Here is a 24,511-nt window from a genome sequence, read left to right as displayed (position 1 = left end):
CCCGAAGAACCGTCACAAGTCCATGACATGCCCATCGGCATGATCGAGTCACGCGGCACACTGCATACTTGGCGCTGTCCGTCGCGTGACAGAAGACGACACCACGGACACGACGGACACGGCAGAAGGGGCCGCACCGGGAGGAAGCACCCCATGCACACCGCACCACCCCCGCCCGAAACGGCACCGCAGAGCGGCCCCGCCGCACAGGGCACCACGCAGGGCGCCACGCAGGGCACCGCACGAGACACCACGCGGGACGCCGCGCAGGCCACCGCGCGATGGGAACACGACGCGGCGGACCGCCGCGCCTCCCCCGACCCGCGCCTCGGCTGGACGGCCGCCACCGGGAACGGCGAACACGGCGCACCCGTACCGCACCACCGCCGCGACGGCATCCTCCCCGCCATCGCCGCCGCCCTCTCCGTACGCGGCGACACCCTCACCTGCACCGGCAGCAAAGGCGACCAGCCCCCCGCGCTGCACGCCCTCGTCCAGGACTACCTCGACACCCTCACCACCGAACACCGCGAACGCCACACGGGCCGCTGCCCCGAAACCGTGCTGCTCTCCCGCTTCCTCACCGCGACGGAGAACGCCCGCGCGGGCAAACGCGCCCACCGCAAGAACGCCAAGCCCAAACCGCTCACCCACACCGAGGCCAAGCGCGCGCTGAAGCACGCCAAACTCACCGCCCGCCACATCCGCGAGGACGGCGACCCGCTGCACGGCAGCTACGCCGCACCCTGTCGCACCTGCACCGCGCTCCTCGGCCACTTCGGCGTCCGCGCGGTCGACCCCGCCCAGGAGGAGCCCCGTTGAGCGTGCCGCACGAGCGCACCTCCGCCACCCGCTTCTCCGTCGCCGTCGACGACGCGCTGCGCGCCGCGGGCTGGCAGCCAGGGCGCTGGGACATACGTCAGGCCGAGCAGTGGGCCGACACACTGCGCGGCCACACCTCCGCCGGAGGGCACACGCACGCCGTCTTCCCCGCGGCGGTCGAGGTCTGGGCCGAATTCGGCAACCTCCACATCGCCCCCACGGGCCCCGGACGCCACATCGCCCCCAGCCCCGTGCGCATCGACCCCATGCCCGGCCTCTACGCCGCCCGCACGCTCTCCGACCTCGGCCGCGCCCTCGACACCGAGATCTGCCCCCTGGGCACCGAAGGCGACAGCCACACGCTGCTCACCATCGACACCACCGGACGCGTCTACGGCCTCGACCACACCGGCGACTGGTACCTCGGCGACGACTTCGACACCGCGCTCGCCACCCTCATGACCGGCACACACCCCCAGCGCCTCACCCCACGGGCCGCCGACCGCGCCGACCGCGCCGACCGCCAGGAATGACCGCTGGCGGGGACGGCCCCGCTGGCAAGAGTGACCGCCGTCAGGGACAGCCGACGTCAGAGATGACCGCCGTCGGGGATGACCGCAGAGACACGGAAACCGCCCGCGTCCGTCGGCCCCGACACGAAACCGCCCCCCAGCGCCGTCACCCGCTCCCGCATGCCGACCAGGCCGTTGCCCCCGCTCGGCAGCCCGGCGTCGGCCGAACCGTCGCCCTCGGCAGGCGGCTCGTTCTCCACCTGCACCGCCACCTCGGCCTCCCGGTGCGCCAGCCGCACCCGGGCACGGGCACCCGCCGCATGCTTGTGCACGTTCGTCAGCGCCTCCTGGACCACACGGAATGCCGTCTGCTCCACCTGCGGCGCATAGTCGCGGGGCGCGCCCTCGACCGACAGCTCCACCGCCATCCCGGCCTCCCGCGACTGGCCGACCAGCACATCCAGCTCCCCCAGCGACGGCCCACCGTTCCCGTTCGCCTTCCCCTTCCCGTCGCCCTCGCCGCCGCCATCGCCGCCGTCCGGGTCGCCGAACCCCCCGTCACGCGCCGCGCCCCGGCCCACCGCCGCCCCGGCCACGACGGCGGCGAACTCGGCCAGCCGCACCGGAGCACCCCCGTCACCGCTGCCGTCCCCGTCCCCGTTGGCGCTCCCGCTCCCGGAACCGTCAGCGGAACCCGCACCCCGGCCGGCGGCCCGCCCCTGGGACGAGGCCGGAGCCTGCGGCGTCCCGGCGGACGACGACCGAGCCGGAGACGGCGAGGAAGACCGCACCCGCACCCTCTCCTGCCCCGACCCCGACCCCGACGGCCTCGCCTCCGCCACCTCCGAACGCAGCACCCCCAGCATCGTCCGCAGCTCCGTCAACGCCTGACGCCCCATGTCACCCACGAGCCCCGCGTTCCTCGACGCCTTCTCCGGATCCTTCACCGCGATCGCCTGGAGCGCCGCCGCGTGCACCACCATCAGACTCACCCGGTGCGCCACCACGTCGTGCATCTCCCGCGCGATCCGCGTGCGCTCCTCGTTACGCGCCCACTCGGCCCGCTCCTCCGCACGGTCCGCCAGCAGCGCGAGTTCCCGCTCCAGCCCGTCGGCCCTTTCCCGCAACGACTCCACCAGCCGCCGCCGCGCCCCGACATAAAGCCCCAGCAGCAGAGGCGGAGCCGTCAGCCCGAGCGCCACCAGCACGGAAATCGCCGGAATGAACCACGTCGGCGGATTGAAATCCGGCTCCTGCCCGATGCTCTGATGCACCCGGACCAGAATGATGATCAAACCCCCGACCGCCTGCATCGCCGTCAGCAGAGCGATGATCCGCCGCGGCACATCCGAGGCCGCGAGCGAATAGAGCCCCACACAGCCGAGGAGAAAACCCATCTCGGCCGGTGTCACCGCGATCGCCACGAGCACGACCGCCACGGGCCAGCGCCTGCGCGCCACCAGCGACCCCCCGGCCGCCACTCCCAGCAGCACCCCGGCCCAGGCCGGTATCCCCGCCTCACCAGCGAAACGCGCGCCTTGCACACCGCATTCGACAGCGGATATCGCGGCCAGGACGATATCCAGTACCGCCGCTCTCCTCCGGCTCCACCACCATGGCCCGCAAGCGGCCCGGCTGTCCCCCGTCTCGGTCATACCGCCCAGCGTACGACCGCCGTCCACCGCTTTCCCCGGAGAGTCAAGGAACGGCCCATTCCGCCCCTCTAAGAGCAGCGGAAGCCGTTCGCCAGGATTCCCTTGGGTTTCCACCCGAACTGTTGAATCGTTCTTGTTTTTCTCGCGCGGGGACACAAGTTCGACGAGGCTGGCGCCATGAAAAACACCCCTGAACAGCACCGACACGCACCCGCCCCGACACCGGCCCGCCCCGTGACCCACCCCCACCCCCGCGCGAAGCCCGCCCTGCGGCAGCGCGCCCGCGAACTGCGGCGCGAGGGCGCGACGTACGCGGAGATCGTCGCGGAGCTGGGGGTCGCGAAGAGTTCGGTGTCGTTATGGGTGCGGGATCTGCCGCAGCCGTCGGCATCGGCCGAGCGGATGCGCCAGGCCCGCGAGGCCCGCTGGGCGTCCTACAGGGTGCGGCGCGAGCGGACGCGGCAAGCGGCCATGGAGGCGGCGGCCCGGGAGATCGGCACCCTCACCGACCGCGAGCTGTTCCTCGTCGGCGTAGGGCTCTACTGGGCGGAGGGCTCCAAGAGCAAGCCGTACAGACTCACGGAGGACGTCACCTTCGTCAACAGCGATCCGGGGATGATCCGTGTCTACCTCGCCTGGCTCTCCCTGCTCGGCGTCCCCCACGAGCGGCTGTATTTCCGCGTCATGATCCACGAATCCGCGGATGTGACGGCGGCGGAACGCTACTGGGCGGATCTGGTCGAAGCGGATGTCAATACGTTCCGCAAGACGACTCTGAAGCGGCACAATCCGAAGACCACGCGACAGAACACGGGAGCGGACTACCGGGGCTGCCTGGTGGTGCGCGTGGCGCAGGGCGCCGATCTCTACCGCCGCATCGAGGGCTGGTGGAACGGCATCACTGCTGGCTCTCCGACGCGGCTCAGGTAAGGTCTGACGCGCCGGTCCCCCGTGGTGTAATCAGGCAGCACACCAAGTTTTGGTCTTGGCAGGTCAAGGTTCGAATCCTTGCGGGGGAGCACAGACTCACCTCTTCGTGGCGCCCCGACCTCTCCGTCGGGGCCCGTCCTCGTATCCCCACACAAACCCCCCGGTATCCTGCGGGTGTCATCCCCCGAAACCCCAGAAGCCGAAGGGCACACCCGTGAGCGCCAATCGCCCGGCAGCCGTCGTCGTTCTCGCAGCGGGTGAGGGCACCCGTATGAAGTCGGCGACGCCCAAGGTCCTGCACGACATCTGCGGCCGTTCACTCGTCGGCCATGTCGTCGCCGCCTCCCGCACCCTGGATCCCCAGCACCTCGTCGTGGTCGTCGGGCACGCCCGTGAGCAGGTCGCCGCGCATCTCGCCGCGATCGACGAGGGTGCCCGTACGGCCGTGCAGCACGAGCAGAACGGCACGGGGCACGCCGTGCGCATGGGCCTCGAAGAGCTGGCGGGCGACGGCGTCTCGCTCGACGGGACCGTCATCGTGACCTGCGGGGACACCCCGCTGCTCACCGGCGCGACGCTCCAGTCGCTCGCGGACACGCACGCGGCCGACGGCAACGCCGTGACCGTGCTGACGGCCGAGGTGCCGGACTCGTCCGGTTACGGGCGCATCGTGCGGGACCCGGACAGCGGTGCCGTGACGGCGATCGTCGAGCACAAGGACGCGACGGAGGCGCAGCGTGCCATCCGTGAGATCAACTCCGGTGTCTTCGCGTTCGACGCGCGGCTGCTGACGGAGGCGCTGGGCAAGGTCCGTACGGACAACAGTCAGGGCGAGGAGTATCTGACGGATGTGCTCGGGATCCTGCGGGAGGCGGGGCACCGGGTGGGTGCGGCCGTGGCGGGCGATCACAGTGAGATCGCGGGGATCAACAACCGTGTGCAGTTGGCCGAGGCGCGCCGGGTGCTGAACGACCGGCTGCTCGAAGAGGCCATGCTGGCGGGTGTGACGGTGGTGGATCCGGCGACGACGTGGCTGGATGTGTCGGTGGGGTATGAGCCGGACGCGGTGATTCTGCCGGGTACGCAGTTGCTGGGTGGTACGCGGTTGGGCGGGGGCAGTGAGGTGGGCCCGAATTCGCGGTTGCGGGACACGGTGGTGGGTGCGGGCGCGACGGTGAGCAACACGGTGGCGAACGGTGCGGAGATCGGTGCGGGTGCGTCGGTGGGTCCGTACACGTATCTGCGGCCGGGTACGCGGCTGGGGACGAAGGCGAAGGCCGGGAGCTACGTCGAGATCAAGAATTCGGATATCGGTGAGGGCACGAAGGTGCCGCATCTCTCGTATGTGGGGGATGCCACGATCGGCGAGCACAGCAATATCGGCGCGGCGACGGTCTTCGTGAACTACGACGGGATGAACAAGCACCGTTCGACGATCGGTTCTCATTGCCGTACGGGTGCGGACAACATGTTTGTGGCGCCTGTCACGGTGGGGGACGGTGCTTACACGGCCGCCGGGTCGGTCATCACGAAGGATGTGCCGGCGGGTTCGCTGGCCGTGGCGCGTGGCCAGCAGCGCAACATCGCGGGCTGGGTGGCCCGTAAGCGCCCGGGGAGCGCGGCGGCGCAGGCTGCCGGTGACGTGTCGGAGGAGGGTTCCGGGGAGCGGGCCGGTGAGGGGTCCGGGGGCCGGGCGGACCGTCAGGGTGAGGGGAGCTGAGCGGACTGTGCCGGCGTCGGACCGGGTAAGCGACCCTCTGGAGTGGGGCGTACGGTGAAGAAGCACGCACGCGCAGCGGAACGCAAGGAGACAGTGCAGTGACCGGGATCAAGACGACCGGCGAGAAGAAGCTGATGCTCTTCTCCGGCCGCGCCCACCCAGAGCTGGCGGAGGAGGTCGCGAACCAGCTTGGGATCGGGGTGGTCCCGACCAAGGCGTTCGACTTCGCGAACGGCGAGATCTACGTCCGTTTCCAGGAGTCCGCTCGTGGCGCCGACTGCTTCCTGATGCAGAGCCACACGGCTCCCATCAACAAGTGGATCATGGAGCAGCTCATCATGATCGACGCGCTGAAGCGGGCTTCGGCGCGGAGCATCACGGTGATCGTGCCGTTCTACGGGTACGCGCGTCAGGACAAGAAGCACCGGGGCCGTGAGCCGATTTCGGCGCGGCTGATGGCGGACATGTTCAAGACGGCGGGTGCGGACCGCATTCTCACGGTGGATCTGCACACGGATCAGATCCAGGGTTTCTTCGACGGCCCTGTGGATCATCTGTTCGCGCTGCCGATTCTCGCGGACTATGTGGGCGCGAAGGTGGACCGGGACAAGCTGACGGTGGTGTCTCCGGACGCGGGCCGGGTGCGGGTCGCGGACCGTTGGGCGGACCGGCTGGGTGCGCCGCTGGCGATCGTGCACAAGCGGCGTGATCCGGATGTGGCGAACCAGGTGACGGTGCACGAGGTCGTCGGTGATGTGAAGGACCGGATCTGTGTGCTGGTCGACGACATGATCGACACGGGTGGCACGATCTGTGCCGCTGCCGACGCGCTGTTCGCGAACGGTGCGGAGGATGTCATCGTGACGGCGACGCACGGTGTGCTGTCGGGTCCGGCGGCCGACCGGCTGAAGAATTCGAAGGTGAGCGAGTTCGTGTTCACGAATACGCTGCCGACGCCGGGCGAGCTGGAGCTGGACAAGATCACGGTGCTGTCGATGGCGCCGACGATCGCGCGTGCGGTGCAGGAGGTCTTCGAGGACGGCTCGGTGACCAGCCTCTTCGACGAGCAGGCGTGAGCAGGACCGTGTCCGGGCCCGTCGGTCCGTGAGCGAGATCGATTTCCGCGCAGCCTCCCCCGCCGCGTAGACTCCCAGGGTCGCTCGGCGAGGGAGGCTGTGTCGTACGCGCTGGTGTTTGGCGCTGTGTACGGCGGCGGCTCATCCGTTATCGACGCGCGCTCTTCGTAGCCGTTGGTCTGTCGTGGACGGACCGAGTGACACAGAGGTTCTGTCCGGTACGACTACGAGGAGTGCAGCCATGGCTGATGTCAACATCTCTGCCAAGATCCGTAACGAGTTCGGCAAGGGCGCTGCCCGCCGTCTGCGCCGCGAGGAGAAGGTTCCGGCGGTCATCTACGGCCACGGTGCGGAGCCGGTCCACGTCGAGCTGCCGAGCTACGACATGATGATGGCCCTCAAGACCCCGAACGTCCTGATCCACCTGGATGTCGAGGGCAAGAAGGAGCTGGTCATCCCGAAGGCCGTCCAGCGTGAGGCCATCCGTCAGTTCCTGGTCCACATCGACCTGCTCACCGTGAAGAAGGGTGAGAAGGTCAACGTGGACATCCCGATCCACATCGAGGGTGAGCTGGCGCCGGGCCAGAACCTGCTGGAGCACGTGCTGAACGCGCTGCCGGTCGAGGCCGAGGCGACGCACATCCCGGAGTCGGTGACGATCTCCGTGGAGGGTCTGGACGCGGGTGACGCGATCCACGCCAAGGACGTGAAGCTGCCGAAGGGCACCACGCTGGCCGTGGAGGACGACGACATCGTGATCCAGGTGCTGGCGGCGCAGGCCGAGGAGCCCTCCGCCGACGCCGATGAGGACGAGGGCGAGTCGGCCGCTTCGGCCGAGTGACCTTTCGCTCCGCGTTTGTTCTGTGACCGACTGCCGCCGCGCGCCGCTGACGCGCGGCGGCAGTCGTGTATGTGTGACGTGATGCGTGTACGCGTGAGGTGAGCCGTGTGTGTGCGGCATGAGCCGTGTACGCGTGTGTGTGGACCCCGTAGTCGAGCGCCTGAGGACCTGAGGACCTTCGATGACGACCAAAGCGAGTGCGAGTGAGGCGGGAGCCGGGCCCTGGCTCGTGCTGGGCCTGGGCAATCCGGGCCCTGACTACGCCGGTAACCGGCACAACGTCGGGTTCATGGTCGCCGATCTGCTGGCGGCGCGGATGGGCGGGAAGTTCAAGTCGCACAAGTCGCGGGCGCAGGTGGTGGAGGGGCGCCTGGGCACGCCGGGGGTTTCCGGTCACCGGGTGGTGGTGGCGAAGCCGATGTCGTTCATGAATGTGTCGGGGGGTCCGGCGACGGCGCTGCGGGACTTCTACAAGCTGCCCGTGGAACGGCTGGTGGTGATCCATGACGAGCTGGACATCGACTACGGGGTGCTGCGGCTGAAGAAGGGCGGCGGCGACAACGGGCACAACGGCCTGAAGTCGATCACGAAGTCGCTGGGCCGTGACTACTACCGGGTGCGGTTCGGTGTGGGGCGTCCGCCGGGCCGGATGCAGGTGGCCGACTATGTGCTGAAGGACTTCTCGTCGACGGAGCGCAAGGAGCTGGACTACTTCACGGACCGGGCCGCCGATGCCGTGGAGTCACTGATCGTGGACGGTCTGGAGCGGGCCCAGGGGACGTATAACTCCTAATACGGCTCAAGCCGGATCCGGAGGTTGACCGTCCACGGTTTCTTCACCAAGGATCGCGGCCATGTCAAAGAGCGGTGGAGTCAAGCGCAGCCGTACCCGCCGGGCGGGGGAGAACGCGTACGGCGTGCTGCTGCTGGCGAAGTCGGCTCTGATGGTGCTGATCGCGCTGTTGCTGCTGTGCGCGGGGGTGTGGACGTCGTGGGGCACGGCGCGGCCCGCGATGACGGGGAGCGAGCGGGGCACTGTCCGTGTCGAGCGGTGTGGTGAGGATGTGTGCACGGGCACGTTCACTCCGGCCGACAGCCATCGGGATGTGCGGGAGCGGGTCACGGTGGCCAAGACCGTCTCCGGGAAGACCGGGGAGACGCTGGATGTGGCGGTGCGGCCCGGCACGGACGAGGTCGTGCGGACGGGTCCCGCGGGGATTCTCTACGCCTGGGTGCCGTTCGGCGGTGCGCTGCTGCTGGCCTCGCTGGTGGTGGCCGGGGGGCTGCGGATGCGGCGTACGGCGCTGGCGCTGGGTGTGCTGGGTGCGGCGATGACGGCGGGGGCGTGGGCGCTGCTCACGTTCTGAGGACTTGGGTCCTGAGAACGTGCGAGCGGCGCCCACGCCCCGCCCCCTTCACCGGGCGAGGTGTGCGGGGCTCAGCCGGTGTTGCGCAGGCCTGCGGCGACGCCGTTGACGGTGAGCAGCAGGGCCCGTCCGAGCATCTGGTCGGGCTCTTCGCCTCGCTTGGCGGCCTCGCGCTGGCGGTGCAGCAGGGTGACCTGGAGGTAGGAGATCGGGTCGAGGTAGGCGTCCCGGATCTGGAAGGTCTGCCGGAGCACGGGGTTGGCGTCGAGGAGTTCGCGTTCGCCGGTGATGCGCAGGACTTCGGCGACGGTCAGCTCGTGCTCGGCCCTGATGGTGTCGAAGACGTGCTTGAGTTCGTCGGGCACGAGGGTGTCGACGTAGTGCTGTGCGATGCGCAGGTCGGTCTTGGCGAGGGTCATCTCCACGTTGGAGAGGAAGTTCTGGAAGAAGTGCCAGTGCTCGTACGCCTCGTCCAGGACGGGGTCGAGCCCGGCCTCGCGGGCCGCGCGCAGTCCGGTGCCGACGCCGAACCAGCCGGGGACGATCTGCCGTGACTGGGTCCAGCCGAACACCCACGGGATGGCCCGCAGCCCGTCGAGCCCGGCGCCGGTGTCGGGGCGGCGTGAGGGGCGGGAGCCGAGGTGGAGGTCGGCGAGCTGGTCGACGGGGGTGGAGGCGAAGAAGTAGGCGGGCAGGTCGGGGTCCTCGACGAGCCTGCGGTAAGCGCCGTGTGCCGCGTCGGACACGGTGTCCATGGCGGCGTCCCAGCGGTTGAGGGCCTCGTCGGACTGGCGGGGCGCGGTGTGCAGGGCCGACGCCTGGAGGGTGGCGGAGACGGTCAGTTCCAGGTTCTCCCTGGCCAGGGAGGGCACGAGGTACTTGTCGGAGATGACCTCGCCCTGTTCGGTGACCTTGATCTCGCCTTCGAGGGTGCCCCAGGGCTGGGCGAGGATCGCGTCGTGGGTGGGGCCGCCGCCGCGGCCGACGGTGCCGCCGCGGCCGTGGAAGAGCCGCAGGCGTACGCCGTGCCGGTGTGCGACGTCGCGGAGGCGGCGCTGGGCGCGGTGGATCTCCCACTGGCTGGTGGTGATGCCGCCGAACTTGGAGGAGTCGGAGTAGCCGAGCATGACCTCCTGGAGGTCGCCGCGCAGGGAGACCAGCTTGCGGTAGGAGGGGTCGGAGAGCATCGCGTCGAGGAGTTCGTCGGCGATCTTCAGCTCGTCGGTGGTCTCCAGCAGCGGCACGATGCCGATGCGGGCCCAGCCCGCGTGCAGGTCGATGAGTCCGGCCTCGCGGGCGAGGACGGCGGCGGCGAAGACGTCGTCGGCGCCGGCGCACATGGAGATGATGTAGGACTCGATGACCTCGGGTCCGAAGGTGTCCAGTGCCTTGCGGATCGTTCCGAAGACGCCGAGGGTCTTGGCGCCCGCCTCGTCCAGGGGTGCGTGCGCGGGCGAGAGGGGGCGGCGGGAGCGGAGTTCCTTGGCGAGGAGCCGCTGCCGGTAGTCGCGGGGCATGTCCACGTACCGCCAGGACTCCTCGCCGAGGCGGTCGAAGAGCTGGCCGAGTGCGTGGTGGTGCGCGTCGGCGTGCTCGCGTACGTCCATGGTGGCGAGCTGGAGGCCGAAGGCGGCCAGGGTGCGCAGGACCCGCTCCAGGCGGCCGTCGGCGACCAGCTCGCCGCGGTGGGCGCGCAGGGAGTCCTGGAGGAGGGTGAGGTCCTCGATGAGTTCGCCGGTGCCGAGGTAGTCGCGTCCCGGTGCGTGGGGGATGTCGCCCGCGAGGCGTTCGCGGGTGTTGAGGAGCTTCTGCCGGATGCAGGTGGCCTTGAGCCGGTAGGGCTCCTCGGCGTTGAGCCGCTTGTAGCGGGGGCTGATCTCGGGGAGGCGCTCGAGGTCGCGTTCCAGGGAGTCGAGGAGTTCCTGGGAGGCGCCGCTGTTCCTGATCGAGTTGGAGAGCGCGCCGCGCAGCTCGTCGATGTGGTTGAGGGCTTCTGTGATGCCGTGCTCGTGCTGGAGGAGGAGGACGTCCCAGGTCACGGCGGGGGTGACGTTGGGGTTGCCGTCGCGGTCGCCGCCGATCCAGGTGCCGAAGGTGAGGGGGCGGCTGCCGGGGGGCAGGGGGGTGCCGGCGCGGTCCAGCTCGGCTGCCAGGTCTTCCAGGACGTCGCCGACGGCGCCGCTGTGCAGCTCGTCGAGGTAGTAGATGGCGTTGCGGGCCTCGTCGGCGGGTTCGGGGCGCGCGACGCGCAGCTCGTCCGTCTGCCAGACCAGGTCGATGTTCTCGGCGAGCCGCAGGTCGGTGCGGCGGCGTTCGCTGACGTCGGTGCGCTCCAGCAGCTCGGCGATCTTGCGGAGCTTGGTGAGGACGGAGCGGCGCGCGGCCTCGGTGGGGTGCGCGGTGAAGACGGGGCGGACGCCGAGGTTGCGGACGGTCTCGCGCAGGTGCTCGGGGTCGGCGTCCTTGAGCATGTCGGCCGTGCGGGTGAGGTTGCCGCCCTCGGTGGCACGGCGGGCGCGCAGCTCGCGTCCGCGGTGTACCTGCTCGGTGACGTTCGCGAGATGGAAGTAGGTGGAGAAGGCGCGCACCAGCTTGGTGGCGGTCTCCAGGTCGGTCTTGCCGAGCAGGGCCGCCGCGGCCTCTCCGTCGCTGCGCGTCAACGCGCGTACACGCTCGACCAGGTCGAGGAGTTCGGGTCCTTCCTGGCGTACCAGCGTCTCGCCGAGGAGGTCGCCGAGGCGGCGGATGTCGGCCCGGAGGGCGGTCGCGTTCTCCGCGGCCTGCTCGTCCTCGGGTCCTGCTCCCGGCTGGTGCTGGTGGGTGTCGGCACTGCTCACAGGTGCGGCTCCTTGCAGCTCTTGCTTCTGGCGGATCGCGGACCGCGCTGTCCGACGCACGCACCCCAGGATAGGTCGGGGCGCCCGCTGCCGGGACGCCGTCCGAGTGATGGGCACGCGTTCCGATGGGTGGGCACGAGTGACGTATCCCCCGCTCGGCCCTTGATACCCGTGTGAGGGCTGCCATACTTACGAAGCCGTAGGTTACGGTTCCGTAGCCCCCGCCCCGTATGACGAGGGACATGTATGACCACTAGCCCGGACCTCCTTGAGAGCGCCCCCCACGACGAGAAAGCGGGTGGTACGCGCGACGGGAACAGCGGCGTGAACAGCCCCGTACCGTCCGCGACGCTGGGCGGTGAGAAGCGCCGTTCGGTGGAGCAGATCTCGCTGCTGCTGTTCATCGTCGTCCCGTTCGTCGCCCTGGCGGCGGCCGTGCCGTTCGCCTGGGGCTGGGGGGTGAGCTGGCTGGATCTCGGGCTGATGACGGCGATGTACTTCATCGGCTGCCACGGCATCACGATCGGCTTCCACCGCTACTTCACGCACGGCTCCTTCAAGGCGAAGCGCCCGCTGCGCATCGCGCTGGCGATCATGGGTTCGCTGGCCGTCGAGGGCCCCCTGGTCCGGTGGGTCGCCGACCACCGCAAGCACCACAAGTTCTCCGACGCCGAGGGCGACCCGCACTCCCCCTGGCGCTACGGCGAGACCGTCCCGGCCCTGCTCAAGGGCCTGTGGTGGGCGCACATGGCGTGGATGTTCGACGAGGAGCAGACGCCGCAGCACAAGTACGCGCCCGACCTGATCAGGGACCCGGCGATCCGCGCGATCTCGCGCCAGTTCGTGCTGTGGACGGTCGTGTCGCTGCTGCTGCCCGCGCTGGTCGGCGGCCTGGTCACCATGTCGTGGCAGGGCGCGGCGACCGCGTTCTTCTGGGGCTCGCTGGTGCGGGTCGCGCTGCTGCACCACGTGACGTGGTCGATCAACTCCATCTGCCACGCGGTCGGCAAGCGGCCCTTCAAGTCCCGCGACAGGTCGGGCAACGTGTGGTGGCTGGCCGTCCTCTCCTGCGGCGAGTCCTGGCACAACCTGCACCACGCCGACCCCACGAGCGCCCGCCACGGGGTGGAGAAGGGCCAGATCGACTCCAGCGCGCGCCTCATCCGCTGGTTCGAGCAGCTGGGCTGGGCCTACGACGTGCGCTGGCCGCGCCGCGAACGTATCGACTCCCGCCGTAAGGAGCAGGCGGCCGAAGCGGCATGATGGAGGACGTGCCGACCGACGACAGCAGCAGCCCCAAGAAGCGCACGCGACGCCGCATGACGGGCAAGGAGCGCCGTGAGCAACTGCTGGACATCGGCCGGACCCTCTTCGCCGAGCGCGGCTTCGAAGGCACGTCGGTGGAGGAGATCGCGGCGAAGGCCGGGGTCTCCAAGCCCGTCGTCTACGAGCACTTCGGCGGCAAGGAGGGGCTGTACGCGGTCGTCGTGGACCGCGAGATGCGGCAACTGCTCGACATGGTCACGGGGGCTCTGACCGGGGGGCACCCCCGTGAGCTGCTGGAACAGGCCGCGTTCGCCCTCCTCGACTACATCGACCTGTATACGGACGGCTTCCGCATCCTGGTCCGCGACTCGCCCGTCGCCCAGTCGACGGGCACGTTCGCGTCGCTGATCAGCGACATCGCGACGCAGGTCGAGGACATCCTCGGCAAGGAGTTCAAGTCGCGCGGTTTCGACCCGAAGCTGTCGCCCTTGTACGCGCAGGCGCTGGTCGGGATGGTCGCGCTGACCGGGCAGTGGTGGCTGAACGTCCGCAAGCCGAAGAAGGCGGAGGTGGCCGCGCACCTGGTCAACCTCGCCTGGCACGGCCTCGACGGCCTGGAACCCAAGCCGAGGCTGATCGGTCACCGGCGGTCCTGACGTTTCCCGGGCGCGCCCGCCGGGGCCCGTCTACGGCGCTGGCTCCAGGAACTCCAGGCGGTTGCCTACCGGGTCGGCGGAGTAGAGGCGGCGGTGGCCGGGGAGCGCTTCGTCCCAGGTCACCGGGGCACCGGCGGCGCGGAGGGCTTCGGCGAGCGCGTCGAGGCCACTGACGCGGATGCCGGGGTGGGCCTTGCGCGCCGGGCGGAAGTCCTCCGCGATGCCCAGGTGCAGCACGACGCCGGGGGCGGCGCCCGTCGGGGTGCCGGAGGCGAACCAGCAGCCACCGCGTGCCGCCAGCGCAGGGGGCTTGGGCAGCTCGGTCATCCCCAGCACCCCCGCGTAGTACGCGCGCAGCGCGTCCTCACTGCCGGGCGGCGCGGCGAGCTGGACGTGATCGACCGCCTCCAGCACGGCACCCCCGGGCCCGGCGCTCACCGCTTCCTCGCCACCGCGAACACGCGGCGGAACGGGAAGGGCGTGCCGTGGGGGCCCGGCGGGTACGCGGCGCGCAGGGCCTCCCCGTACTCGGCGAGGAAGGCCGCGCGGGCCTCCGCGTCGCCTTCGAGGCAGCTGAGGACGGGCCGCAGCGCCGTGCCCTTCACCCAGTCCAGGACGGCGTCCTCCCCGGAGAGCACATGCAGATACGTGGTCTCCCACGCGTCGACCTCGCAGCCGAGGGCGGCCAGCGCCTCGTGGTACCCGGCGGGGTCGAGCACCGTGCCGCGGGGCGGCCCGTCGCCGCCCAGCCGCCCGCGCCAGCGCGGAGAGGCGCACAGCTCGGCGAGCAGCGCGTGGGAGGGCGCCGCGAAGTTCCCCGGCACCTGGAAGGCGAGGACGCCGCCAGGGGTGAGCCCGTCCACCCAGGCGGGGAAGGAGGCGGTGTGCCCGGGGACCCAGTGGAGGGCGGCGTTGGAGAAGATCAGGTCGAAGGCCTCGCCCGGTTCCGGGCGCCAGTGCGCGAGGTCGGCGTGGACGAAGTCGAGGCTGCCGCCGCCCTCCGTCGGCCCGGCGAGGGCGCGGGCCTCCTCCAGCATGGCGGGCGAGTTGTCGTAGCCGGTGAGGTGCGCGGTGGGCCAGCGCGCGGCGAGCGGTGTGCTGGGGCCGCCGGGTCCGCAGCCGAGATCGGCGATACGGGGCCTTTCTCCGGGTGCGTCCGTGGACGCCGCGAGGCGGGGGAGCTCGGGCACGCGGGCGAGGAGGTCGTGCAGGGGGCGGGCGCGGTTGCCCGAGTGGCGCAGATACTGCCGCGGGTCCCAGACGGGAGAGGGCGAAGAGGGCATGGGAACAGCGTTCCGCCGAGGTATCTCGATGTCAAGAGACTTCACATCGACACAACTACTACACTGATCGGCATGGAGGACGAGGTCGACCGACTGGTTGCAGCATGGCGCCGCGAGCGCCCGGACCTCGACGTGGAACCGTTGGAGGTCCTCAGCCGCGTCAGCAGGCTCGCGCGCCACCTGGACAGAGCGCGCCGGATCGCCTTCTCCGAGCACGGTCTCGAACCCTGGGAGTTCGACGTCCTCACCGCGCTGCGGCGCGCAGGCACGCCGTACCAGCTCTCCCCCGGGCAACTCCTCACCCAGACCCTGGTGACCTCGGGCACCATGACCAACCGTATCGACAGGCTCGCGAAGAAGGGGCTCGTCGAGCGGCTGCCCGACCCCAACGACCGGCGCGGCGTGCTCGTCCGGCTCACCGCCGAGGGCCGCGACCGGGGCGACAGCGCCCTCGCGGGGCTCCTCGCGCAGGAACGGGCGATCCTGGCCGAACTGTCCGCCGACCAGCGCACCGAACTCGCAGCCTTGCTGCGCGGCCTGACGGCCCCTTTCGACAACATCCCCACCTGACGCGGCCCCCTTCGCGGAGTGCGCGTCCCCTTCGCGGGGCGCGGAAGGAAACGGGGGGTTCCCCCTTCACCGGACTGCACCGCTTCACGGGGTGCGAGGTTGACCGCTTCACGGGGTGCCCGGCTCTTGCAGGGGTGCGCCTTCCCTGGTGCCCCTTTGGGTTCGTTCGCGTGTTGCGGGCCGGTGGCACGGGTTGTGCCCACCCTCCCCCAGCTAACGCTGGGAGGTGCCCCCTCGCCAGCGGGACGATTGCCCACAACATTTGGCGCCGTCGCCCGGCGGGGCATCGTGGCCAGGTGCGGGTGGGTGGCTTCGGCGCGGCGTATGGACCGGTAGTACGCGGCTGGCGCCGCGTGATTCTTGGCTTGCGTCAGTGGTTATGGGGCCCGTGTGTGGTGGGGGTCGGCGCCGCGCCGGGGTGTCTCCTCGGGCGTAAAGGTATGTTCCTCGGCTTTCTGTCGGTGACTTGCTCGCCCTGCGGGGACACCCCGCCACACCACCTCCCACCCGGTGACCAACCTCAGCCATTGTTGTGCCCACCCACCAGCCCGCAGCACGCCAACGAAACCCCAGGAGGCACCCCGGGGCTGCGCACCCCCGCGAAGGGGGGTGGAGATTGGCCGACCCGGAGTGGAGGTGGGCCACCGGCGGGACGGGGACGCGGTGGGGTGTCCCCGCAGGTCGAGACGAACGACGGCCGAAAGCCGAAAACGAAAGCTTCACGCCGAGGAGACACCCCACCGCGTCCCCGGACACCCCACACCCACACACCCCACACGGCCACCGGCACAAACCAAGAACCACGCGGCGCAAGCCGCAACGCACCGCAACCACACGCCGCGCCGAAGCCACCCACCCGCACCCGGGCCCGCACCCGCACCCCCGGCGCGGGACCCAACGGCACCCACCTCACCGGCCGACCGTCCCGCGCAACCACCCCGTGAAGCGGCAACCCACCGTTTCCTTCCGCAGCCCCGCGAAGGGGCTAGCATCCGGACATGGGCGCCCCCGCACAGCGAACCGCATCCCGCAACACCGGCCGCTTCACGGGCCGCACCGTCATCGTCACGGGAGGCGGCGCGGGCATCGGTGCCGCGACGGCGCATCGGCTCGCGGACGAGGGGGCCGCCGTCGTCATCCTCGACAACGAGGAGGAGGGCGGCCACCGCACGGCCCGCGAGATCACCGCGTCCGGCGCCCGCGCGGCCTTCGTGCTGGGCGACGTCACCGACGAACCCGCCTGGGCCCGCGCCGTCCGCACGGCGCGCCAGGGCTTCGGCCCCGTCAGCGGTCTCGTCAGCAACGCGGCGCTCATGCGCCCCGGCACCGCCGACGCGCTGTCGCTCTCGGACTGGGAGGGCCAGTTGGGCGTCAACCTGACGGGCGCGTTCCTCGGGGTGCGGGCGTGTCTCGGGGATCTGCGGGAGACGCGGGGAGCGGTCGTGCTGACGTCGTCCGTGCACGCCCTGGTCGGGCTGCCGGAGCGTCCCGCGTACGCCGCGACCAAGGCGGGGCTCACCGGGCTCGGCCGTCAGCTCGCCGTGGACTACGGGCCGTCGGTCCGCGTCAACAGCGTGCTGCCAGGGCCCATCCTCACCCGTGCCTGGGAGGGCGTCGGCGAGGAGGACAGGCGGCGCACCGTGGAGCAGACGGTCGCGGGGCGGCACGGGCGCCCTGAGGAGGTCGCCGCGAGCATCGCGTTCCTGCTCTCTGACGACGCGTCCTATGTGACCGGCACCAGCCTGGTCGTGGACGGCGGCTGGAGCGTCTACAAGACCTCGGCCTGACCCGACGACCCGCACCCCCCACCCCGTTGGAGGTCCCCGTGCCCGCGTTCACACCGCACCGCGTCCACTTCGGCGGCGACTACAACCCGGAGCAGTGGCCGGAGGAGGTGTGGGCCGAGGACATGCGGCTGATGAGGGAGGCGGGGGTGACCATGGTGACCGCCGGGATCTTCTCGTGGGCCCGTGCCGAACCGCGCCCGGGCGAGTGGGACTTCGGCTGGTTCGACCGCGTCATGGGGAACCTGGCCGACGCGGGGATCGAGGTGTGTCTGGCCACCATGACCGCCTCGCCGCCGCCGTGGTTGTCCCACCGGCACCCGGAGATCCTCCCCGTCACCGCCGATGGCCGTCTTCTCCACCCCGGTTCACGGCAGCACTACTGCCCCTCCAGCCCCGTCTACCGCGCACACGCCGTGCGCCTCGTCGAACGGCTCGCCGCCCGCTACGCGGACCACCCGGCGCTGACGATGTGGCACGTCGGCAACGAGTACGGCTGCCATACGCGCCAGTGCTACTGCGATGTCTCCGCCGACGACTTCCGCCGCTGGCTGCGCGAGCGCTACGGCACGGTGGACGCGCTCAACGACGCGTGGTCGACGGCCTTCTGGTCCCAGGCGTACTCCGGTTTCGAGGAGGTGCTGCCGCCCCGCGCGGCCCCCACCTTCCCCAACCCGGCGCAGCAACTGGACTTCCACCGCTTCAGCAGCGACGCGCTGCTCGCCTGCCATCTGGCCGAGAGGGAGGTGCTCGGCCGCGTCACGCCCGGCGTTCCCGTCACCACCAACTTCATGCCGCACCACAAGCCGGTCGACCAGTTCGCGTGGGCCGCGCACGAGGACGTCGTCTCGCTGGACTTCTACCAGGACCCGCACGACCCGGAGACGCATCTCGGCGCCGCGCTCGCCTTCGACCTGATGCGCTCGGCCGGGCACGGCGCGCCGTGGATGCTGCTGGAGCAGGCGCCGAGCGCCGTCAACTGGCGCCCGCGCAACGGCCCCAAGCCGCCGGGTGCCATGCGGCTGTGGTCGTGGCAGGCCGTGGCGCAGGGCGCGGACGCGGTGCTGTACTTCCAGTGGCGCCAGTCGCGCGGGGGCGCCGAGAAGTTCCACTCCGCGATGGTCCCGCACGGCGGCACCGGCACCCGTACCTTCCGCGAGGTGACCGCGCTGGGCCGCGAACTGGCCTCCGTGCCGCAGCTCGCGGGCAGCAGGGTGGCGCCGCCCGAGGTCGCGCTCGTCCAGGACTGGAACAGTTGGTGGGCGCTGGAGCTGGACTCGCACCCCTCCACCGCGCTGAGCCACACGGAGCGCTTCCTCGCCCATCACAGGCCGCTGTTCGAGGCCAACGTGCCCTGTGACGTGGTGCCGCCGGGCCGGGAGCTGTCGGGTTACCGGCTGGTGATCGTGCCCAGCCTCTATCTCCTGAGCGAGGAGACGGCCGCCCGGCTGACGGCGTTCGTGCGCGACGGCGGGCATCTGCTGGTGTCCTTCTTCTCCGGCATCGTCGACGACTGCGACCGCGTCCACCTCGGCGGCTATCCGGCGCCGCTGCGGGAGGTGCTGGGGCTGACCGTCGAGGAGTTCTGGCCGCTGGCCGAGGGCGCGACGGTGACCGTGCGGGGCGGGACGGGCCATGAAAAGGGTCCGGTCGGGGAGGCCAGTGGCGATCTGTGGTCCGAGGCCGTACGGCTGGAGGGCGCCGAGGCCGTGGCCCGCTTCGACGGGGGCGAGCTGGACGGCGCTCCGGCCGTGACCCGGCACGGCTACGGCGAGGGCGTCGCGTGGTACGTCGGGACGCGGCTGGACGCTTCGGCGACGCGGGCGCTGCTGGACGCGGTGCGCGAGGAGGCGGGCGTCGGGCCCGTGCTTCCCGGGCTGCCCGACGGGATCCAGGCCACGGTCCGGGAGGCGGACGACGGCACCCGCTTCCTCTTCCTCCTCAACCACGGCACGGCGCCCGCCCGCGCGGCCCTGCCCCAGCCCATGCGGGATCTGCTGAAGCCCGGGGGCACGGCAGAAGCACACGTCACCCTGCCCCCGCGCGGGGTCGCCGTCCTCACCTGACGCGGGCTCGGGCCCGGGCCCGCGATGCCGCAACGCTCAGCGCGCGGGCGCCGGTTCCAGCTCGACGGGCCCTACCCCGGCGCGGCGGGCCAGCGCCACCGCGGCCAGCGTGGAGTGGACGCCGAGCTTGCCCAGCACGTTCTGCATATGGGTGCGCACGGTGTGCGGGGAGAGATACAGCCGCTCCGCCACGGCCTTGCGGCCCAGCCCCGCGACCATGCAGCGCAGCACCTCCCGCTCGCGCGGCGTCAGCGACTCGACGAGCCGCTCGCTCTCCGTGCGGTGCTTGCGCGTGGCCGTCAGTTCTCTCAGCACGCCGGTCAGCAGCCCCGGGGACAGATGCGTCTCGTCCTTGAGCACGCCCCGGATGACCTGGAGCAGCCGTGAGAGGGAGCAGTCCTTGGCGACCCAGCCGCCCGCGCCCGCCTGGAGCGCCGCCGCGGCGTGCCGCGGATCGTCGCGCTCGGCGAGGACGACGGACCTGAGCTGCGGGTAGTCGGCACGGACACGGCTGACGAGCGGTATCCCCCCGACGGCGTTCTCCGTGGCTGAGCCGTCGCCCGAGAGGGCCGCCGCCACCTCTCCGTTGCCCCCGCTCATGGGGGCTCCGAGATCGGCGTCGACCAGCACCACGTCAAAGCGACGGCCCTCCGCCACTCCGCGTTCCAGGCAGCGCAGAGCGGCGGGGCCGCTGCCCGCCGCGGCGACCTCGACGTCCTGCTCGGCCGCGAGCGCCGCGGCCAAGGACTCGGCGAAAATGCGGTGATCGTCGACCACCAGCACTCGGATACGTTGCATGGCACCCCCTGGCAGTGCGGGTACGGCGCCCGGCACGAGGATAGGCGCAGCCGCACGGCCGCCGCCGTGTGTAGCCGCTTCCCCGCCCCGGGCGCCGTACCCGGCTGTCTCGCCCCCTGATCGGTACCGGCCCCCACCGATACCGTGCATCAGACTCAGAGTACGGCCGGGTTCTGACAACGGAAGCGGATTGACAAAACTGCTTGCCGCACCCGTTTAAAGTGAGACATGTGTTCCGGATTGAGACAGCAGTCGATCAGCAGCGCCGCCAACTGATCGAGGAGCGGCTCGACGCGACCAATTCCGTCCTCTCTCCCGTGATGCGCGCGCTGCGCGGCACTCCGGCGGACGAGGAGGAACCCGTGCAGCTCTTCGCCCTCACCGGGGAGAACGGAGAAGTGGCGGGCGGTCTCGTCGGATACGCGTGGGGCCACTGGCTCCACGTCGACCTGTTGTGGGTGGACGAGCGCCACCGCGGTCAGGGGCTCGGTTCGCGGCTCATGGCGGAAGCGGAGGCGCTGGCGCGCGAACGGTACGGATGCGCTCATTCCCGTGTCGAGACGTGGGACTTCCAGGCGCCGGATTTCTACCAGAAGCTCGGTTACGCGATTGTCGGCGTGGTGGAGGACTATCCGCCCGGCTGCACGGACCACCTTCTGGTCAAGAAGCTCTGAGCGTTGCGAGAGGACGCGAGAGGACGCGAGAGGAACGGCGGAAAGCGCCGGAACGCCGGAAATTTCTGGTCACGTATCCGTCACGTGTCTGGTCACGCGACGGAAAAATCCGCCGCATATCTGTCCGGCAATTGCTTTCCTCAGCCCCTGTCGGCGGAAATCAATTTCCGGGCGGAAAGCGCCCCCTTGCGCGTCGGCGCCGACATCGTTCACTGTCCACAGGCTGGGGACGTTCCGGCCGGACGGCCCGTACCGGCCGGACGGCTCAGCGCGCCAGGACGGCCCGTGTCCGTCAGGCGGCCCGGCGCGCGCCCTCGCCCGGGACCGCGTCGAACACGCGCGGCGCGCGGTGGCCCGCGGCGGCGAAGGCCGTCAGGACCGCCTCGGTGACCTTCTCGGCCGCGGCCTCCTCCACCAGCACGATCGCGGAGCCGCCGAAGCCGCCGCCCGTCATCCGGGCGCCGATGGCACCCGACGCGTTCGCGGTGTCCACGACCAGGTCCAGCTCTTCGCAGGAGATCTCGAAGTCGTCGCGCAGCGAGGCGTGTCCGGCCGTCAGCACGGGGCCGATGGCGCGCGTCTCGCCCGCGTCGAGCAGCCGGATGGTCTCCTGGACCCGCTCGTTCTCGGTGACGATGTGCCGCACCAGCGGGCGCACCGCCGGGTCCTCGACGCGGGCCAGCGCCGCGTCCAGCTCCCCGTACGCGACATCGCGCAGCGCCGGGACGCCCAGTGCCCGCGCGCCCGCCTCGCACCCGGCGCGGCGCTTGGCGTACTCGCCGTCGCCCAGCTCGTGCTTGACGCGGGTGTCGACGACCAGCAGCCGCAGGCCCTGCGCTGCCAGGTCGAAGGGGACCTGGCGCTGGGTGAGGTCGCGGGTGTCGAGGTAGAGGGCGTTGCCCGCGGTGCAGCAGGCGGAGGCCGTCTGGTCCATGATCCCGCAGGGGACGCCGACGAAGTCGTTCTCCGCGCGCTGGCACAGCCTGGCCACGTCCTCGGCGCTCAGCCCGAGCCCGTACAGGTCGTTCAGCGCCACCGCCGTCGAGACCTCCAGCGCCGCGGAGGAGGAGAGCCCGGCGCCGGTCGGTACGGTGCTGTGGAAGTGCAGGTCGGCGCCGCCCACGTCGTGGCCCGCCGCGCGCAGCGCCCATACGACGCCCGCCGGGTAGGCTGCCCAGCCGCCTCGGTCCCCTGTGGCGCCCTGGGGGGCCAGCTCGTCGGCGCGCAGTTGGACGACGCCCCCGGAGGCGTCGGCCGAGTACAGGCGCAGCACTCCGTCGTCGCGCCGGGACGCCGCGACGCGGCAGGTGTGGGGCAGCGCGAGGGGCATCACGAAGCCGTCGTTGTAGTCGGTGTGTTCACCGATGAGGTTGACGCGGCCGGGCGCGGTCCACACGCCGTCGGGCTCCGCGCCGTACACCTCGCGGAAGCCGTCCTGGGCCTCCGCCACGCCCGTCGTACCGCCCGCGCCGTCCGACGCGCTGTCCTCGCCCGTACCGCTCATCACGACCCCGTCCTCTGTGCGAACTGCCACGCGTCCTCGACGATCCCCGCCAGGCCGGCCCGCGAGGGCCGCCAGCCGAGCCGTTCCCTCGCCCGCTCCGCCGAGGCGACCAGCACGGCGGGGTCGCCGCCCCTGCGCGGCGCGGCCACCTCGGGGACGGGGTGCCCCGTCACCTCGCGCACGGTCTCGATGACCTCGCGGACCGAGAAGCCGTTGCCGTTGCCCAGGTTGCAGATGAGGTGCTCGCCCGGGGCGATGCCGTCCTTGGCGTCCCCGGAGCCGCCGGGGCCCCCGGAACTCTCGGAGCCCTTGTGCATCGCGGCCATAGCCAGCAGATGGGCCTCGGCGAGGTCGGCGACGTGGATGTAGTCGCGGACGCAGGTGCCGTCGGGCGTCGGGTAGTCGTCGCCGAAGACGGAGATGGCCTCGCGGCGGCCCTGCGCGACCTGGAGCACCAGCGGGATGAGGTGCGACTCGGGGTCGTGGCGCTCGCCGTAGGCGACGCCGTCGCCGGTCACATGCGCGCCCGCGACGTTGAAGTAGCGCAGCGAGGCGGCGGCCAGCCCGTGTGCGTGGGCCTCGCCGGTGATCATGTGGTCGACGGCGAGCTTGGAGGCGCCGTACGGGTTCGTCGGTGCGGTGGGCGCGTCCTCCCTGATGGGGGACTCCTCGGGCTCGCCGTACGTCGCGGCCGTCGAGGAGAAGACGAGCTTGCGCACGCCCGCCTCGCGCATGGCGCCGAGCAGCTCGATGGTGCCGCCGACGTTGTTGCGCCAGTACTTGTCCGGGTCCACGACGGACTCGCCGACCTGCGAGTGGGCCGCGAAGTGGAGCACGCCGTCGTAGGAGGCGTCGAGCCAGCGGGCCGCGTCCTGGATGCGGCCCTCCACGAACCCGGCGCCCTCGGGCACCCCGGCGCGGAAGCCCGTCGAGAGGTCGTCGAGGACGGTGACCGTGTGCCCGGCCTCCAGAAGGTGCGCGGCGACCACGCTGCCGACGTATCCCGCTCCGCCCGTCACCAGGTACTTACTCACTTGCCGCTACCTCTCGCAGTCGCTGGGCCGCGGTCTCGGGCGGCACATCGTTGATGAACACGTTCATGCCGGATTCGGAACCCGCGAGGAACTTCAGCTTGCCGGAAGTGCGGCGGATGGTGAAAAGCTCGAGATGGAGCGCGAAGTCCGCACGCCCGTCGGCCGTCAGCGGCGCCTGGTGCCAGGCGGCGATGTACGGGGTCGGCGGCTCGTCGGGACCGAAGATCCGGTCGAACCTGCGCAACACTTCCAGATAGATCTGTGGAAACTCTGTGCGCTCCGCCTCGTCCAGCGCGAGCAGGTCGGGCACGCGCCGCTTCGGGTAGAGGTGCACCTCGTACGGCCAGTGCGCGGCGTAGGGCACGAAGGCGACCCAGGTGGGGGTCTCGGCGACGACGCGCCGCCCGTCGGCCAGTTCGTCGGCCACGAGGTCGTCGAAGAGGTTGCGGCCCTCGTGGCGCTCCGCGTAGGCGGCGGCGGAGCGCAGCATCCGCTCGGTGCGCGGGGTGACGAAGGGGTAGGCGTAGATCTGGCCGTGGGGGTGCTGGAGGGTGACGCCGATCTCCTCGCCGCGGTTCTCGAAGCAGAAGACCTGCTCGACGCCGGGGTGCTGGAACAGCTCGGCGGTGCGGTCCGTCCACGCGTCCAGGACGAGGCGGGCCTGGTCCTCGCCGAGCGAGGCGAAGGAGGCGTGGTGGTCCGAGGTGAAGCAGACGACCTCGCAGCGCCCGGCGCCCGCGCCGTGCCGGAACAGGCCGTGCGCGCCCTCGGCGGTCTCGGGGCCCGGCTCTCCGGCGAAGGAGGGGAAGCGGTTCTCGAAGACGGCGACGTCGTAGTCGGGCTCGGGGATCTCGCTGAGCCGTCCGTCGCGTGAGGGGCAGAGGGGGCACTCGTCGGCCGGCGGGTGGTAGGTGCGGGCCTGGCGGTGCGCGGTGACGGCGGTCCACTCGGAGAGCAGCGGGTCGTAGCGGATCTCGGACGCGGTGGACGTCGACGGCAGGGGGCGCTGGTCCACGGCGTCGCGCACGGCGTCGTCGCGGGCGTCGTAGTAGACGATCTCCCGGCCGTCGGCGAGCCGGTTGGAGGTCTTCTTCACGTACAGGCTCCTCACCCTCT

General features: G+C 71.1%; 22 protein-coding genes and 1 tRNA gene. 15 read left to right on the top strand and 8 right to left on the bottom strand.

Going from position 1 to position 24,511, the window contains the following annotated elements:
• The first annotated feature begins 153 nt into the window (after positions 1–153).
• Both ACWGJ2_RS13905 and ACWGJ2_RS13900 read left to right on the top strand, forming a co-directional pair.
• On the top strand, positions 154–822 hold the full coding sequence (locus ACWGJ2_RS13905; RefSeq protein WP_453346281.1) for a YwqJ-related putative deaminase: 669 nt from the start codon (positions 154–156) through the stop codon (positions 820–822).
• Entirely contained in the window at positions 819–1,355 is a 537-nt protein-coding gene (locus ACWGJ2_RS13900) for an SUKH-3 domain-containing protein (RefSeq protein WP_453346280.1), read from the top strand. The genes ACWGJ2_RS13905 and ACWGJ2_RS13900 overlap by 4 nt, the downstream gene beginning before the upstream one ends.
• A 56-nt stretch (positions 1,356–1,411) precedes the next feature.
• Here ACWGJ2_RS13900 and ACWGJ2_RS13895 read toward each other — a convergent pair whose 3' ends face one another.
• The gene (locus tag ACWGJ2_RS13895) at positions 1,412–2,989 is read right to left on the bottom strand and encodes a sensor histidine kinase (protein WP_453346339.1); all 1,578 of its coding nucleotides are present in this window, start codon (positions 2,987–2,989) and stop codon (positions 1,412–1,414) included.
• A gap of 234 nt (positions 2,990–3,223) precedes the next feature.
• On the opposite strand from ACWGJ2_RS13895, the gene ACWGJ2_RS13890 reads away from it, so the two are divergent.
• From ACWGJ2_RS13890 to ACWGJ2_RS13860, 7 genes are all read left to right on the top strand, one after another.
• Complete coding sequence (locus ACWGJ2_RS13890; RefSeq protein WP_453346279.1) at positions 3,224–3,919, top strand: hypothetical protein; 696 nt, start codon at positions 3,224–3,226, stop codon at positions 3,917–3,919.
• A 15-nt stretch (positions 3,920–3,934) separates the two neighbouring features.
• Positions 3,935–4,008, top strand: a tRNA-Gln gene (locus tag ACWGJ2_RS13885).
• A gap of 125 nt (positions 4,009–4,133) precedes the next feature.
• Complete coding sequence (glmU, locus tag ACWGJ2_RS13880) at positions 4,134–5,639, top strand: bifunctional UDP-N-acetylglucosamine diphosphorylase/glucosamine-1-phosphate N-acetyltransferase GlmU (RefSeq protein WP_453346278.1); 1,506 nt, start codon at positions 4,134–4,136, stop codon at positions 5,637–5,639.
• 98 nt (positions 5,640–5,737) lie between these two features.
• Complete coding sequence (locus ACWGJ2_RS13875) at positions 5,738–6,715, top strand: ribose-phosphate diphosphokinase (RefSeq protein ID WP_453346277.1); 978 nt, start codon at positions 5,738–5,740, stop codon at positions 6,713–6,715.
• Positions 6,716–6,956: 241 nt separating this feature from the next.
• Positions 6,957–7,556, top strand: coding sequence for a 50S ribosomal protein L25/general stress protein Ctc (locus ACWGJ2_RS13870; RefSeq protein ID WP_453346276.1), 600 nt, complete (start codon positions 6,957–6,959; stop codon positions 7,554–7,556).
• 181 nt (positions 7,557–7,737) lie between these two features.
• On the top strand, positions 7,738–8,349 hold the full coding sequence (gene pth / locus ACWGJ2_RS13865) for an aminoacyl-tRNA hydrolase (RefSeq protein WP_453346275.1): 612 nt from the start codon (positions 7,738–7,740) through the stop codon (positions 8,347–8,349).
• Between the two features lie 61 nt (positions 8,350–8,410).
• Positions 8,411–8,923, top strand: a complete 513-nt coding sequence (locus ACWGJ2_RS13860) for a hypothetical protein (RefSeq protein ID WP_453346274.1) — start codon at positions 8,411–8,413, stop codon at positions 8,921–8,923.
• Between the two features lie 71 nt (positions 8,924–8,994).
• On the opposite strand, the gene ppc is transcribed toward ACWGJ2_RS13860, so the two are convergent.
• Positions 8,995–11,760 carry a phosphoenolpyruvate carboxylase gene (gene ppc, locus ACWGJ2_RS13855; RefSeq protein ID WP_453346273.1) on the bottom strand — a complete coding sequence of 922 codons (2,766 nt, stop codon included), beginning with the start codon at positions 11,758–11,760 and terminating at the stop codon, positions 8,995–8,997.
• Between the two features lie 246 nt (positions 11,761–12,006).
• Between ppc and ACWGJ2_RS13850 the strand changes: the two genes are divergently transcribed.
• On the top strand, positions 12,007–13,023 hold the full coding sequence (locus tag ACWGJ2_RS13850) for an acyl-CoA desaturase (protein WP_453346272.1): 1,017 nt from the start codon (positions 12,007–12,009) through the stop codon (positions 13,021–13,023).
• Positions 13,020–13,682 (top strand): TetR/AcrR family transcriptional regulator, encoded by a 663-nt coding sequence (locus ACWGJ2_RS13845; RefSeq protein ID WP_453346271.1) that lies wholly within the window; start codon positions 13,020–13,022, stop codon positions 13,680–13,682. The genes ACWGJ2_RS13850 and ACWGJ2_RS13845 overlap by 4 nt, the downstream gene beginning before the upstream one ends.
• A 30-nt stretch (positions 13,683–13,712) precedes the next feature.
• Here the strand turns inward: ACWGJ2_RS13845 and ACWGJ2_RS13840 are convergent, their stop codons facing one another.
• Together ACWGJ2_RS13840 and ACWGJ2_RS13835 are read right to left on the bottom strand one after the other, a co-directional pair.
• A complete protein-coding gene (locus tag ACWGJ2_RS13840; RefSeq protein ID WP_453346338.1) occupies positions 13,713–14,096 on the bottom strand; it encodes a VOC family protein in 384 nt (127 codons plus the stop codon).
• A 20-nt stretch (positions 14,097–14,116) separates the two neighbouring features.
• Positions 14,117–14,965, bottom strand: a complete 849-nt coding sequence (locus tag ACWGJ2_RS13835) for a methyltransferase domain-containing protein (protein ID WP_453346270.1) — start codon at positions 14,963–14,965, stop codon at positions 14,117–14,119.
• 72 nt (positions 14,966–15,037) lie between these two features.
• On the opposite strand from ACWGJ2_RS13835, the gene ACWGJ2_RS13830 reads away from it, so the two are divergent.
• The 3 genes from ACWGJ2_RS13830 to ACWGJ2_RS13820 all read left to right on the top strand — a co-directional run bounded on the left by ACWGJ2_RS13830 (position 15,038) and on the right by ACWGJ2_RS13820 (position 19,385).
• Positions 15,038–15,535, top strand: a complete 498-nt coding sequence (locus tag ACWGJ2_RS13830) for a MarR family winged helix-turn-helix transcriptional regulator (protein ID WP_453346269.1) — start codon at positions 15,038–15,040, stop codon at positions 15,533–15,535.
• A 998-nt stretch (positions 15,536–16,533) separates the two neighbouring features.
• The gene (locus ACWGJ2_RS13825) at positions 16,534–17,322 is read left to right on the top strand and encodes an SDR family NAD(P)-dependent oxidoreductase (protein WP_453346268.1); all 789 of its coding nucleotides are present in this window, start codon (positions 16,534–16,536) and stop codon (positions 17,320–17,322) included.
• Between the two features lie 38 nt (positions 17,323–17,360).
• A complete protein-coding gene (locus ACWGJ2_RS13820) occupies positions 17,361–19,385 on the top strand; it encodes a beta-galactosidase (RefSeq protein WP_453346267.1) in 2,025 nt (674 codons plus the stop codon).
• A gap of 36 nt (positions 19,386–19,421) precedes the next feature.
• Here ACWGJ2_RS13820 and ACWGJ2_RS13815 read toward each other — a convergent pair whose 3' ends face one another.
• Complete coding sequence (locus ACWGJ2_RS13815) at positions 19,422–20,183, bottom strand: LuxR C-terminal-related transcriptional regulator (RefSeq protein ID WP_453346266.1); 762 nt, start codon at positions 20,181–20,183, stop codon at positions 19,422–19,424.
• Between the two features lie 230 nt (positions 20,184–20,413).
• Between ACWGJ2_RS13815 and ACWGJ2_RS13810 the strand changes: the two genes are divergently transcribed.
• Entirely contained in the window at positions 20,414–20,857 is a 444-nt protein-coding gene (locus ACWGJ2_RS13810) for a GNAT family N-acetyltransferase (RefSeq protein ID WP_453346265.1), read from the top strand.
• 292 nt (positions 20,858–21,149) lie between these two features.
• Here the strand turns inward: ACWGJ2_RS13810 and galK are convergent, their stop codons facing one another.
• Genes galK through galT form a run of 3 tightly spaced genes read right to left on the bottom strand, consistent with a single transcriptional unit; the run spans position 21,150 to position 24,491 of the window.
• The gene (gene galK, locus ACWGJ2_RS13805) at positions 21,150–22,361 is read right to left on the bottom strand and encodes a galactokinase (RefSeq protein ID WP_453346337.1); all 1,212 of its coding nucleotides are present in this window, start codon (positions 22,359–22,361) and stop codon (positions 21,150–21,152) included.
• The gene (galE, locus tag ACWGJ2_RS13800; protein WP_453346264.1) at positions 22,361–23,395 is read right to left on the bottom strand and encodes a UDP-glucose 4-epimerase GalE; all 1,035 of its coding nucleotides are present in this window, start codon (positions 23,393–23,395) and stop codon (positions 22,361–22,363) included. Before galE ends, galK begins: the two co-directional genes overlap by 1 nt.
• The gene (gene galT, locus ACWGJ2_RS13795) at positions 23,388–24,491 is read right to left on the bottom strand and encodes a galactose-1-phosphate uridylyltransferase (RefSeq protein WP_453346263.1); all 1,104 of its coding nucleotides are present in this window, start codon (positions 24,489–24,491) and stop codon (positions 23,388–23,390) included. Before galT ends, galE begins: the two co-directional genes overlap by 8 nt.
• Positions 24,492–24,511 lie beyond the last annotated feature (20 nt).

Source organism: Streptomyces sp. NPDC054796 (assembly GCF_053611545.1).
The sequence above is the reverse complement of the archived record's forward strand: the minus strand, read 5'-3'. Positions and strand labels throughout refer to the sequence as shown.

Excerpts from the sequence above, each read along its gene's own strand:
- ACWGJ2_RS13845 (WP_453346271.1), top strand. The coding sequence starts at position 13,020 with ATGATGGAGGACGTGCCGACCGACGACAGCAGCAGCCCCAAGAAGCGC.
- ACWGJ2_RS13825 (WP_453346268.1), top strand. The coding sequence starts at position 16,534 with ATGGGCGCCCCCGCACAGCGAACCGCATCCCGCAACACCGGCCGCTTC.
- pth (WP_453346275.1), top strand. The coding sequence starts at position 7,738 with ATGACGACCAAAGCGAGTGCGAGTGAGGCGGGAGCCGGGCCCTGGCTC.
- ACWGJ2_RS13870 (WP_453346276.1), top strand. The coding sequence starts at position 6,957 with ATGGCTGATGTCAACATCTCTGCCAAGATCCGTAACGAGTTCGGCAAG.
- ACWGJ2_RS13905 (WP_453346281.1), top strand. The coding sequence starts at position 154 with ATGCACACCGCACCACCCCCGCCCGAAACGGCACCGCAGAGCGGCCCC.
- ACWGJ2_RS13815 (WP_453346266.1), bottom strand. The coding sequence starts at position 20,183 with ATGCAACGTATCCGAGTGCTGGTGGTCGACGATCACCGCATTTTCGCC.
- ACWGJ2_RS13895 (WP_453346339.1), bottom strand. The coding sequence starts at position 2,989 with ATGACCGAGACGGGGGACAGCCGGGCCGCTTGCGGGCCATGGTGGTGG.
- ACWGJ2_RS13835 (WP_453346270.1), bottom strand. The coding sequence starts at position 14,965 with ATGCCCTCTTCGCCCTCTCCCGTCTGGGACCCGCGGCAGTATCTGCGC.
- ACWGJ2_RS13860 (WP_453346274.1), top strand. The coding sequence starts at position 8,411 with ATGTCAAAGAGCGGTGGAGTCAAGCGCAGCCGTACCCGCCGGGCGGGG.
- ACWGJ2_RS13830 (WP_453346269.1), top strand. The coding sequence starts at position 15,038 with ATGGAGGACGAGGTCGACCGACTGGTTGCAGCATGGCGCCGCGAGCGC.
- ACWGJ2_RS13850 (WP_453346272.1), top strand. The coding sequence starts at position 12,007 with ATGACCACTAGCCCGGACCTCCTTGAGAGCGCCCCCCACGACGAGAAA.
- galK (WP_453346337.1), bottom strand. The coding sequence starts at position 22,361 with ATGAGCGGTACGGGCGAGGACAGCGCGTCGGACGGCGCGGGCGGTACG.